7 protein-coding genes, 1 tRNA gene and 2 rRNA genes (1 of these 10 only partly in view) are annotated in these 12,122 nt (G+C 57.1%); 4 read left to right on the top strand and 6 right to left on the bottom strand.

The features are described from left to right. The 4 genes from RMR21_RS12880 to RMR21_RS12865 form a co-directional block, all read left to right on the top strand. Window positions 1–1,370: ribosomal RNA gene (locus RMR21_RS12880) — 23S ribosomal RNA — on the top strand; it begins 1,437 nt to the left of the window's first position. Between the two features lie 390 nt (window positions 1,371–1,760). Continuing rightward, window positions 1,761–1,875, top strand: a 5S ribosomal RNA gene (rrf, locus tag RMR21_RS12875). 349 nt (window positions 1,876–2,224) lie between these two features. Next, window positions 2,225–2,301, top strand: a tRNA-Met gene (locus RMR21_RS12870). A gap of 217 nt (window positions 2,302–2,518) precedes the next feature. Next, window positions 2,519–2,881 (top strand): hypothetical protein, encoded by a 363-nt coding sequence (locus tag RMR21_RS12865; RefSeq protein WP_498670165.1) that lies wholly within the window; start codon window positions 2,519–2,521, stop codon window positions 2,879–2,881. A 73-nt stretch (window positions 2,882–2,954) separates the two neighbouring features. On the opposite strand, the gene recQ is transcribed toward RMR21_RS12865, so the two are convergent. From recQ to ntrB, 6 genes are all read right to left on the bottom strand, one after another. Beyond that, window positions 2,955–4,763 (bottom strand): DNA helicase RecQ, encoded by a 1,809-nt coding sequence (gene recQ, locus RMR21_RS12860; protein ID WP_498668381.1) that lies wholly within the window; start codon window positions 4,761–4,763, stop codon window positions 2,955–2,957. A gap of 87 nt (window positions 4,764–4,850) precedes the next feature. Then, a complete protein-coding gene (locus tag RMR21_RS12855; RefSeq protein ID WP_498668380.1) occupies window positions 4,851–7,508 on the bottom strand; it encodes a nitrate reductase in 2,658 nt (885 codons plus the stop codon). Between the two features lie 2 nt (window positions 7,509–7,510). Next, on the bottom strand, window positions 7,511–7,840 hold the full coding sequence (nirD, locus tag RMR21_RS12850) for a nitrite reductase small subunit NirD (protein WP_498668379.1): 330 nt from the start codon (window positions 7,838–7,840) through the stop codon (window positions 7,511–7,513). A gap of 105 nt (window positions 7,841–7,945) precedes the next feature. Then, window positions 7,946–10,408, bottom strand: a complete 2,463-nt coding sequence (gene nirB / locus RMR21_RS12845) for a nitrite reductase large subunit NirB (RefSeq protein WP_498668378.1) — start codon at window positions 10,406–10,408, stop codon at window positions 7,946–7,948. Between the two features lie 6 nt (window positions 10,409–10,414). Next, on the bottom strand, window positions 10,415–11,212 hold the full coding sequence (locus RMR21_RS12840) for an ABC transporter ATP-binding protein (RefSeq protein ID WP_498668377.1): 798 nt from the start codon (window positions 11,210–11,212) through the stop codon (window positions 10,415–10,417). Window positions 11,213–11,223: 11 nt separating this feature from the next. Beyond that, window positions 11,224–12,120 carry a nitrate ABC transporter permease gene (ntrB, locus tag RMR21_RS12835; RefSeq protein ID WP_498668376.1) on the bottom strand — a complete coding sequence of 299 codons (897 nt, stop codon included), beginning with the start codon at window positions 12,118–12,120 and terminating at the stop codon, window positions 11,224–11,226. Between the last annotated feature and the right edge of the window lie 2 nt (window positions 12,121–12,122).

Below are 12,122 nucleotides of genomic sequence, written 5' to 3'. Positions count from 1 at the left end.
TTAATATTCGTGGGCCTGGTGGTAGTGACGGATCTCGTGTGTTGTTCAACCTTATTGGATTGGTTGGGCGGCGAAGAGGTTCCAGGAAATAGCTCCACCGTATAGACCGTACCCGAAACCGACACAGGTGGTCAGGTAGAGTATACCAAGGCGCTTGAGAGAACTATGTTGAAGGAACTCGGCAAATTGCACGCGTAACTTCGGAAGAAGCGTGACCCTGTTGTACGCAAGTATGTCAGGGTGGCACAGACCAGGGGGTAGCGACTGTTTATCAAAAACACAGGGCTCTGCGAAGTAGCAATACGACGTATAGGGCCTGACGCCTGCCCGGTGCTGGAAGGTTAAAGGGAGGGGTGCAAGCTCTGAACTGAAGCCCCAGTAAACGGCGGCCGTAACTATAACGGTCCTAAGGTAGCGAAATTCCTTGTCGGGTAAGTTCCGACCTGCACGAATGGCGTAACGACTTCCCCGCTGTCTCCAACATAGACTCAGTGAAATTGAATTCCCCGTGAAGATGCGGGGTTCCTGCGGTCAGACGGAAAGACCCCGTGCACCTTTACTATAGCTTTACACTGGCATTCGCCAAGGCATGTGTAGGATAGGTGGTAGGCTTTGAAGCGGGGACGCCAGTTCTCGTGGAGCCATCCTTGAAATACCACCCTTATCTTCGTGGATGTCTAACCGCGGTCCGTTATCCGGATCCGGGACAGTGTATGGTGGGTAGTTTGACTGGGGCGGTCGCCTCCGAAAGAGTAACGGAGGCGCGCGATGGTGGGCTCAGACCGGTCGGAAATCGGTCGTCGAGTGCAATGGCATAAGCCCGCCTGACTGCGAGACTGACAAGTCGAGCAGAGACGAAAGTCGGTCATAGTGATCCGGTGGTCCCGTGTGGAAGGGCCATCGCTCAACGGATAAAAGGTACGCCGGGGATAACAGGCTGATGACCCCCAAGAGTCCATATCGACGGGGTTGTTTGGCACCTCGATGTCGACTCATCGCATCCTGGGGCTGGAGCAGGTCCCAAGGGTATGGCTGTTCGCCATTTAAAGCGGTACGTGAGTTGGGTTCAGAACGTCGTGAGACAGTTCGGTCCCTATCTGCCGTGGGTGTAGGAATATTGACAGGATCTGTCCCTAGTACGAGAGGACCGGGATGGACGTATCTCTGGTGGATCTGTTGTCCTGCCAAGGGCATAGCAGAGTAGCTATATACGGAATGGATAACCGCTGAAGGCATCTAAGCGGGAAACCAACCTGAAAACGAGTGTTCCCTATCAGAGCCGTGGAAGACGACCACGTTGATAGGACGGGTGTGGAAGTGCAGCAATGCATGAAGCTTACCGTTACTAATAGCTCGATCGACTTCTTCGTTCCCATTGATTATGTTCATGTTTATCGAAGATAAACATCAACTGTTCTGTCTTCACGGGCCAAAAGCCCTGCAGACGGCGCGCGCCACAGGGCGCGACGGACTATCGTCCTGTATGGGTGGCACGCTCGAACTTCGAGCAAGGCACCATACGGACAGGTCACAGGAAGACGTGTAATTAAGACAAAAAGTGGCAATGCCACCCAGCTTCTCGAAACAACAGTTTCCATGTGAAAACATGAACATGTTGCTTTGGTCAAACGTACACTCGCAAAGGGTGCCGTATCGACCATTGGTGTGCCCTGTGAGCGTCAAGCGAACAGGATAAGCTACACCAATCACAAGCAATCATATGTTCATGCTCCGCATGAACATATGTTGCGTTTTGCCGACCTGGTGGTTATTGCGGGGCGGCTGCACCCGTTCCCATTCCGAACACGGCCGTGAAACGCCCCTGCGCCAATGGTACTCCGTCTTAAGACGCGGGAGAGTAGGTCGCTGCCAGGTCTGCAAAACGCAACACATCATAAAACAACAATCTTCTCAAACATAAACAAACTTCGGCCCAGCCGATACAAAGGGCCGCATCAAGCGGCCTTTCGTCGTTGAAGCGATAAGCCGAAAACAAATCAAAGATCGGCGTACCAAAAAAAGAGGTGCGTCCCTTACAGGAGACAAGTTGCTACGCAATTTGCTCCGGCACTCCATGTAAACCGCCTTGCGGTGTACATGATCGGTATTTTGCCCAAGGCAAAAACCGGGAAAAAAGCGACATTTTGCTAACGCAAAAGTCGGGTAGTGACGCAAACTCTGCGAGTTTGCTATGGCGGTTTTTGCAAACGCAAAAACCTGGTAACGCGGGGTGGAGCAGCCCGGTAGCTCGTCAGGCTCATAACCTGAAGGCCGCAGGTTCAAATCCTGCCCCCGCAACCAAAATACAGACATATCAATCACAAAATATAAAACAGAAGTTCTTGTCAGGAACACCTGAATCGTTCTCGCGTAAAAATCATAACCCTCTCTATGGATTATGAGGCCGTTTCGGTCTGAGCTGCTCTCTCTGTGGATAGGGGGATTGCGCGCTCGCCGATAGGGGCTATATTTCCAGTCACGACGAGGAAAAGCTTGGGAGGAGCGTTTCATGAGACGGATGTGGCCGGACGAATTCAATTCTGTTTTGGACAATGCGCAGGAGGTCACGCTTGATGTGCCTGCAATCGACCCAGCGGGTCATGTGCGTGGAGAGATAACGAAACGTCAGGCGCTCAAGGTGCGCATGACGCAGGCCGATTATGAACGCATCTGGCCACTTGCCGAAACCCGTTACCGGGTCCAAGGGTCATTTTCAGGCAAGGCGATTACCCTCATTACGAACAATCCGCATTATCAGAAATGGCACCCTGTGGATGGAGGCGTAGAGGAAGGTGTTTCCGATAGTGGCAAGCCTTTTCAGACACCCTATGTGGTCACCTATTTTCTGCTGGACGACGTGAGCGAGAAGGTAGAGGCGTAACCGCCCTGACCCTATTGGTGCGATCTGACCGCGTTCGACGTCGTCGAGCGCGGACGATGCTTTCGTCTGGTGTCTATTGAGACATAAACTGCGAGATCACCTCGAGAAATGCCGGGCCGTAGCGATCCAGTTTCGCTTCGCCGACGCCCGGCACTTTGGCCATCTCGGATCGCGATGTCGGTCGTGCACCGGCAAGTTCGATCAGTGTCTTGTCATGGAAGATGACATAGGGCGGCAGGTTTTGGGTACGCGCGATTTCCATGCGGCGTTCGCGCAGGGCCTGAAACAGTGCTGCATCTTCATCGGGAAGACTGACAGTTTTGTTTCCACTAAGATTTCGGTCGCGGCTCGCCTTGCGAGGAGCTTGAGGTTTTCGCAGCATCAGCGTCGGCTTTTCCCTCAGGAACTGCCGGCCAGTCTCAGACATGGAAAGGCCGCCATGGCCCTCAAGATCCACTTCTAGCAGGCGTGACGCAATCAATTGGCGCAAAATGGCGCGCCAGGTCCTGTTGTCATGCTCCTTCCCGATGCCATAGGTGGTGATCTTGTCATGGCCAAAGCGGGTAATTCGTTCGTCTTCGACACCCAGCAAAACGGTGATAATATAGGCTTGGCCAAAACGTTCGCCCGTTCTGTAGATGCAGGACAGGATTTTCTGGGCAGCGATCGTGCCATCGAACAGTTCTGGCGGTTGGGCGCAGGTGTCGCAATTGCCGCAGGGTTCGCAACTGTCTCCGAAATAGGAGAGGAGAGCCTGTCGTCTGCACCCCGCCGTCTCGGCCAAGCCCAGCAGCGCATCGAGCTTTTGTCGCTCCATGTGTTTGCGCTGGTCCGAGGCATCCGAGCCTTCGATAAAACGGTTGCGCAGCGCGATGTCGTCGGAGCCGTAGAGCATGAGGACATCGGATGGCAGGCCGTCACGACCGGCACGGCCTGTTTCCTGATAATAGGCCTCGATGCTGCTGGGCAGATCGATGTGGACGACGAAACGGACGTCCGGCTTGTCGATGCCCATTCCGAATGCGATCGTGGCGACCATGATGATCGCTTCACCGTGCTGGAAGCGGGTCTGGTTGGCTTCGCGATCTGCCCTGTCCATGCCGGCATGGTAGGAAAGGGCGTCATAACCTTCGCTGCGCAGCCATTCGGCCGTTTCCTCGGTTTTTCGTTTGGACAGGCAATAGATGATGCCGCTTTCGCCTTTGTGATCTCTCAGGAAGCGTTTGACCTGCGACCTCGGATTGTCCTTTTCCATGATGGCGTAGCGAATGTTGGGGCGGTCGAAGCCTGCGATGAAGGCATCATCGCCATCAATGCGCATATGATCCAGAATTTCCGCGCGGGTCGGTTCATCGGCAGTCGCTGTCAGCGCCATGCGCGGTGTATCGGGAAACCGCTCTATCAACAGGTCGAGCTGGCGATAGGGCGGCCGGAAATCGTGTCCCCATTGCGATAGGCAGTGGGCCTCGTCGATGGCGATGAGCGATAGCGGCACGTTTTGGAGAGAATCCAGAACATCGGTCTTCAGCAAGGTTTCGGGGGCTGCATAGAGAATGCTGACCTTGCCCGCGCGGATATCGGCCCACAAGGCGCGACGCTCATCTGGCAACAGGTTGGAGTTGAGCGCTTCTGCCCTGACACCGGCCTGTCGCAGAGCGGCGACCTGATCAACCATCAATGCAATCAGCGGCGATACGACGAGGCCCATGCCAGGCCGAGAGAGCGCGGGAATCTGGTAGCAGAGAGACTTGCCGCCGCCCGTCGGCATCAGCACAAACGCGTTGTTACCGGCGATGACGTGCTGGACGATGTCTGCCTGCTGTCCCCGGAAGGTATCGTAGCCATAGATGGTTTTCAGAATATGGAATGGATCAGTATTCACGGATGTCTTCTTTAAGATTCGCTCGCGCGGCACCTCATTCCATATTCAGAATAATCACAACCCCTTTAAAGCGGCATACACTGCCAATCACTCCGCTGCGGTTTTGAGGCAGCCATCTATGATGCCCCTGATCTCAGCGCGGCAGGAGCCGCAATTGGTTCCGGCATTCAGGGTTTTGCCGATGGCTTCAACGGTGTGGCATCCGTTGCGTATTGCTGCCGTGATTTGATTTACACCAACGCTGAAGCACGAGCAGACCGTTGCACCGGGGTCTGCCTTGCCAGCGCCGGGGCGACCAGCGACCAGCGCGAACCGTGTGCGCAAATCTTCATGGTGGGTGGCCAGCTGGGAAATGGCCCAGTTGCGGGCGACGGCCACGGGCGTGTTGGCGATGAACAAAGCCGCAAGCAGCGTTTCGCCATCAAAAAAGGCAAGACGCACCTGACCGGCGCTGTTATCGGCGTAACCAATGGGCTCAATACGCGGATCGATGCCAAACACCGCACGCCCCCAGCTCATCCAGTCCTCTGGAACCTCTTCGAATGCCATTTCCAGACGATAACCGCCGTCTGCTTTTGCCAGCGCCCAATAGGCACAATCGAGGCCCTGCGGCTTGATCTGCGTCACGGCAAAAGCATAGGCCTTTGCTTGAAAACGCTGTGCCTTAACGGCGATGTTTTTCGATGCCGGTTGGCCGGAAAATGGATCGGTTATTGACGGAACAAGTTTGTCGACACGGGCATTGGCGGCGAACTGATCGTTCCAGTGCATGGGTACAAAAACATTGCTCCGCGCCTGCCGGTCCGTGACCAGCGCGCGAACGATGATCCTGCCAAGCGGGCTTTTGATTTCGACGAGATCAGCGCTTTCGATGCCCGCTTCCATGGCGTCGCGTGGATGCAGTTCCACGAAAGGCTCTGCGATATGGGATGATAGGCGGGCGCTTTTTCCGGTTCGCGTCATCGTGTGCCACTGGTCACGAATGCGGCCGGTGTTGAGTGTCAGGGGATAATCCGCTGATGTCTGGCGCGTCTGCGGCAGAACTGGGCTGATAAAGCGGGCCTTGCCATCGGCATGGAAGAATTTGCCATCGGCAAAAAAGCGTGTGGCTTCTGTTCGGGCAGAGGCGGGCTGTGGCCAGTTGAAAGGAGCCATCTCGTCATAATCTGACATGCCCACATCAGAATATGCGCCGATGTCGAAATCCCGTGATCCGTGATTTTCATAGGTCGAGAGATTGGCATGTTCGGCAAAGATGCTGGCTGGGCCAGCGTAGTCGAACGCTTCGGCAAACCCCATGCGACGGCCGACTTCGGCCATTTGCCACCAGTCTGCGGTCGCTTCACCCGGTGCATCCAGATAGCCGCGCTGGCGCGAGATGCGGCGTTCGGAATTTGTGACCGTGCCATCTTTTTCGCCCCAGCCGAGTGAGGGCAGAAGAACGTGCGCGTGGCGTGTGGTGTCGGTGTCTTGCATGATGTCGGAGACGACAACGAAGGGGCAGATTTTCAGCGCTGCCTCGACGGCGCTCGCATCCGGCATGGATACCACGGGGTTGGTCGCCATGATCCAGAGCGCCTTGATACGGCCATCTGCGACAGCCTTGAACAGATCGACCGCTTTCAGGCCGGGCTTGTTGGCAATGGCGGGTGAACTCCAGAACCGCTGGACGCGATCCCGGTCATCGGCACTTTCGATGGCCATATGGGCGGCCAGCATGTTGGCGAGACCGCCGACTTCGCGGCCACCCATGGCGTTGGGCTGGCCGGTCAGCGAAAACGGTCCCATGCCCGGCCTGCCGATGCGACCGGTGGCGAGGTGGCAATTGATGATGGCGTTGACTTTATCCGTGCCGCTGGCCGATTGGTTGACGCCTTGGCTATAGCAGGTGACGACTTTTTCGGTGTTCTCGAAAAGCTGATAGAAGCGTTTCAGCTCAGTGATGGACAGCCCGGTCGCTTCGGAAATCTTGTCAGAGCTGAAAGCGGTTGCGGCTCGAGTGGCCTCATCGAAGCCGTTTGTGAAGCTATCGACATAGGCGCGGTCAATCGCCGGGCCTTTTGCCAGATGAGCCAGCAGACCGGTAAACAGCGCGACATCACCATCCGCGCGGATGGCCAGATGCATATCGGCGATATCGCAGGTCATAGTGCGGCGTGGGTCGATGACCACGATGCGCATGTCTGGGCGCTCAGCCTTTGCGGCGGCAAGGCGCTGGTAGATGACGGGATGGCACCATGCCAGATTGGAGCCGGTGAGGATGACGAGATCGGCGAGTTCGATGTCTTCGTAAAGTCCCGGGACCGTATCCGAACCGAAGGCGCGGCGATGACCGGCGACGGAAGACGACATGCACAGCCGCGAATTGGTGTCGATGTTGGCAGAGCCGATGAAACCTTTCATCAGCTTGTTGGCGACGTAATAGTCTTCGGTCAGCAATTGGCCTGAGACATAAAAAGCCACGGAATCTGGTCCGTGTTGGGCAATGGCGTCGGAGAATTTCGAGGCCACGAGATCAAGCGCGCTGTCCCACTCCACCCGCTCGCCATTGATCTGCGGATAGAGCAGCCGCCCGTCCAGATCGATGGTTTCCGCCAGTGCCGACCCCTTGGAACAGAGCCGTCCCAGATTGGCAGGGTGATCGGGGTCGCCTTTCACGGAGACGGCACCATCATCCGCAATGTTGGCAATGACGCCGCAACCGACGCCGCAATAGGGACAGGTGGTCTTGACCTCTTTTGCCATGATTACTCCGCTGCGATCATCAGGCTTTCGATGGCAATCGAAAGCTGCCCATCCACATTGCGCACGGGAATGGTGCGCACCGCACCTTCATCCGCACCCAACGCCTTGCCGGTTTCCAGAGAAATGACCCAGTTGTGCAGGGGACATGTGACCGACGCGCCATGCACGATGCCTTGGCTTAAGGGGCCGCCCTTGTGCGGGCAATGGTCCTCAATGGCATAGACATCGTTGTCAGCCGTGCGGAAAATCGCGATCTTGCCTGCAGGCGTTTTTACGCATCGTGCGCCGCGCAGAGGAATGTCTGTGATGTCACCGATATCGACCCAATTCATTGTTTTCGTCCTATCCTTCGCGGTTAGAATTTTGGGTGGGGCGAAAACTCCTCTTTTCCACCCCACCCGACGCCCTGCGTCCGACCCACTTCGATAAGCGGGTGGTCACTCTGCGGCTTGATTGAACCCGATGGTCGCCATCGGTTTGAACTCGTGCTTATGTTCGCCGGATACGCGTTCCGACCATGGATCGACCTGCGCGAATTTCTGGCTGAAGACGAAGCGTTCGAAGTAAGCCTTTCGCTTTTCAGCATCACCCATGATCTGGCGGCGAACCTCATCGTAACCGATGCGCTTGGCCCATTTGTAGATGCGCTCAAGGTAACGGCCCTGTTCGCGATACATCTGCGTCAGCGCCACGATATGCTCCAGCGCCTCGTCCTCGGTCTTCACCAGACCCAAAACCTCGGTGCCTTTGATATCGAGACCGGCCGCACCCGCGAAGTGGATTTCAAAGCCACTGTCAACGCAGATCACGCCGATATCCTTGCAGGTGGCTTCAGCGCAGTTGCGCGGACAGCCTGATACGGCCAGCTTCAGCTTGGCCGGTGTCCACGAACCCCACATAAACTTTTCGATGCGGATGCCGAAGCCGGTACTGTCCTGCGTGCCGAAGCGGCACCAGTCCGAACCGACGCAGGTTTTGACGGTGCGAAGGCCCTTGGCATAGGCCTGACCGGAGATGAAACCGGCCTTGCCGAGATCTGCCCAGACGGCAGGCAGGTCTTCCTTTTCGATGCCCAGCAAATCGATACGCTGACCGCCGGTGACCTTCACCATCGGTATCTCGAACTTGTCGACAACATCGGCGATGGCGCGCAGCTCGTTGGCATTGGTCACGCCGCCCCACATGCGTGGCACGACGGAATAAGTGCCGTCCTTCTGGATGTTGGCGTGAACGCGCTCGTTGATGTAGCGCGACTGGTAGTCGTCTGCATATTCATCCGGCCAATCGCAGACGAGGTAGTAATTCAGTGCCGGGCGACATTTCGCGCACCCACAGGATGTCTTCCACTCCAGTTCCTGCATGACGGCAGGAATGGTTTTCAGACCCTTCGCCTTGATCAGACGGCGCACGTCATCATGGCCGAGGTCGGTGCAGTTGCACATGGGTTGAACGGCAGCGGGATTATAGCTGTCGCCCAGTGTCAGTGTCATCAGTTGCTCAACGAGGCCTGTGCAGGAGCCGCACGAGGCCGACGCCTTGGTGTGTGCGCGAACATCGTCCAGCGATGTCAGCCCCTTCGACGTGATGGTGGAGGTGATTTTACTCTTGCAAACGCCGTTACAGCCACAGATTTCCGCATCATCCGGCAAGGCTGCAACGGCCGCCATGGGGTCCAGTGGGGACCCTCCCTGATAGGCCTGGCCGAAGATAAGGGTTTCACGCATCGCCGAAATGTCGGTCGCTTTTTTCTTCAGGTCGTTGAACCAGGCACCATCGGCTGTTTCCCCGTAAAGCACGGTGCCGATAATGCGGTTGTCCTTCAAGATCACGCGCTTGTAGACGCCAGCGGTGGCGTCACGCAGCACGATTTCCTCGCGGTCATCGCCATCGGCAAAATCACCGATGGAGAACAGGTTGATGCCCGTGACCTTCAGCTTGGTGGGCGTATCGGCGTGCACGAAGGCGGGTGTCGTATCGCCAGCCAGATGCGAGGCGGCAATTCTGGCCATCTCGTAAAGCGGCGCGACGAGGCCATAGACCATGCCGCCCACTTCGGCGCATTCGCCGACAGACAGAATATCACCGTCGGATGTCTGCATGCCCGCATCCACGACGATGCCGCGATTGACCGCAAGGCCGGCGTCCTTTGCCAGACCGGCATTGGGACGGATACCGACCGCCATCACCACCAGCGTGGCCGGGATAATCGTACCATTGTCGAGTTCGATGCCCTCGACCTTATCGGTGCCGAGGATCTGCTTGGTGTTGGCCTTGGTGATGACCTTGATACCGCGATCTTCCATTGCCTTTTGCAGAAGATATCCGGCTGCCGGATCGAGCTGGCGCTCCATCAGCGTCGGCATAACATGCAGAACCGTGACGTCCATGCCGCGCATGGAAAGACCGGCTGCCGCTTCCAGACCCAGCAGACCGCCGCCGATGACGATGGCCTTTTCGCGGGATTGCGCTGCCAGCAGCATCGCATCCACATCATCCAGATCGCGGTAGGTGATGACACCCGGCAGATCCTTGCCGGGAACGGGGATGATGAAGGGCACCGAGCCTGTGGCGATGACGAGCTTGTCATAGCTTTCGGTCACGCCGTGATCGGATGTCACCGTCTTGGCAGCACGGTCGATGTTGACGATGCGGTGGCCCTTGTAGAGCGTGATGCCGTGCTGAATGTACCAGCCGTCACCATGGATGATGATGTCCTCAAAGGACTTTTCACCCGATAGCACGGGTGAAAGCATGATGCGGTCGTAATTGACGCGGGGTTCTGCGTTGAAGATGGTGACCTGAAAACGGCCCGGTGCCTTCTCGAAGAGTTCTTCGAGCATGCGTCCGGGTGCCATGCCGTTTCCGATGATGACAAGTTTTTCTGTCTTTGTTTCGGACATGGGGAATTACTCCGCAGCTTCGACGAAGCGGTGACGTTCGTAGAGGAACTTCAGCACGGCTTCGCGGCATTTGAGATAGGTTCGGTCTGATGCAAGGTCGATGCGGTTGCGCGGCCTTGCCAGCGGCACATCCAGAATTTCGCCAATGTTGGCGGCGGGGCCGTTGGTCATCATGACGATGCGGTCCGAGAGAAGAACAGCCTCATCCACATCGTGGGTGATCATGATCATGGTGTTGCCGAGACGGGCATGGATTTCCATCACCGCATCCTGCAAATGGGCGCGGGTGAGGGCATCCAGCGCGCCGAAGGGTTCGTCCAGTAGCAGGATTTTCGGCTCCATGGCCAGCGCGCGGGCAATGCCGACGCGCTGCTTCATGCCGCCGGAAATTTCGGACGGCTTCTTGTCTTTCGCATGGGCCATCTGCACGAGGTCCAGATTGCGCATCACCCATTCGTGGCGTTCCGCCTTGGTCTTGGTGTAGCGGAAGATCTTTTCGACGCCGATATTGACGTTCTCATAGACACTCAACCACGGCAGCAGGCTGTGGTTCTGGAACACCACGGCGCGTTCCGGACCGGGTTCGTTGACCTCGCGGTTTTCCAAGAGAACCACACCGGACGACACCTTCGTCAGGCCGGCGATCAGGTTCAGCATGGTGGACTTGCCGCAGCCGGAATGGCCGATGACGGAGACGAATTCGCCCTTGCCGATGGTGAGATCGATGCCTTTCAGCACCTCGGCGCGGACGCCGCCCTTGTCGAAATATTTGTCGATATGGTCGAGCTTGAGATAGGCGTTCATAGGGGTCTCCCTCAATTTGTCGCTGCGCCACGGGTGATGACATTGCCGAGCGCCGCCACCAGCTTGTCCAGCACGAAGCCGACGACGCCGATGTAAGCGAGAGCGACGATGATGTCGGGCAGGCGCGAGGAGTTCCACGCGTCCCAGATGAAGAAGCCGATGCCCACGCCGCCGGTCAGCATTTCAGCGGCAACGATGGCAAGCCATGACAGACCGATACCGATGCGCAGGCCGGTAAAGATGTAGGGTGCCGCCGATGGCAGCATGATCTTGTAGAAAAACTCCAGCTGGTTCAGCCGCAGTACCTTCGCCACGTTGCGGTAATCCTGCGGAATGTTGCGCACGCCGACGGCGGTGTTGATGATGACAGGCCAGATCGACGTGATGAAAATCACGAAGATGGCTGAGGGGTTGCTGTCCTGAAAAGCAGCCAGCGAAAGTGGCAACCATGCGAGTGGTGGCACGGTGCGCAGCACCTGAAAGATCGGATCGAGACCGCGCATCGCCCAGATAGACTGGCCGATCACCGCACCCATGATCACACCGGCGATGGCAGCGAGACCAAAACCGTAGGCCACGCGCTCCAGCGAAATCAGCACGCGCCAGCCAAGGCCGATATCCTGCGTTCCATAGCTGAAGAATGGATAGGCAATCAGGTCATAGCTTTCCTGAAACACCTGACTTGGCGGCGGCAGGGTTGCGCCCGGCCCCGAACAGAGCACCTGCCATATGCCCAGCAACAGCGCCAGCACGACAAACGGCGGAACGACATTGCGGGCGATGGAAGCCGCGATCTTCTTGGCGTTCAGGCCCTGCACCGGGCGGCGGTTGATGGCGATAACGGTTCCGCTTTTCGGTACAGCGGCAGTGATAGCCGTATTCTCTGTCTTGCGGGCTGTTGCGGTCATGG

It is taken from the genome of Agrobacterium sp. rho-8.1 (genome assembly GCF_033957725.1).
Lineage (GTDB): Bacteria > Pseudomonadota > Alphaproteobacteria > Rhizobiales > Rhizobiaceae > Agrobacterium.
Note: the sequence above shows the minus strand (reverse complement) of the source record. Positions and strands in the feature narration are given on the sequence as shown.

Bases quoted from the DNA above. Each gene is read 5' to 3' on its own strand.
- RMR21_RS12865 (WP_498670165.1), top strand. From the start codon at position 2,519: ATGTGGCCGGACGAATTCAATTCTGTTTTGGACAATGCGCAGGAGGTC.
- RMR21_RS12855 (WP_498668380.1), bottom strand. From the start codon at position 7,508: ATGGCAAAAGAGGTCAAGACCACCTGTCCCTATTGCGGCGTCGGTTGC.
- nirD (WP_498668379.1), bottom strand. From the start codon at position 7,840: ATGAATTGGGTCGATATCGGTGACATCACAGACATTCCTCTGCGCGGC.
- nirB (WP_498668378.1), bottom strand. From the start codon at position 10,408: ATGTCCGAAACAAAGACAGAAAAACTTGTCATCATCGGAAACGGCATG.
- RMR21_RS12840 (WP_498668377.1), bottom strand. From the start codon at position 11,212: ATGAACGCCTATCTCAAGCTCGACCATATCGACAAATATTTCGACAAG.
- ntrB (WP_498668376.1), bottom strand. From the start codon at position 12,120: ATGACCGCAACAGCCCGCAAGACAGAGAATACGGCTATCACTGCCGCT.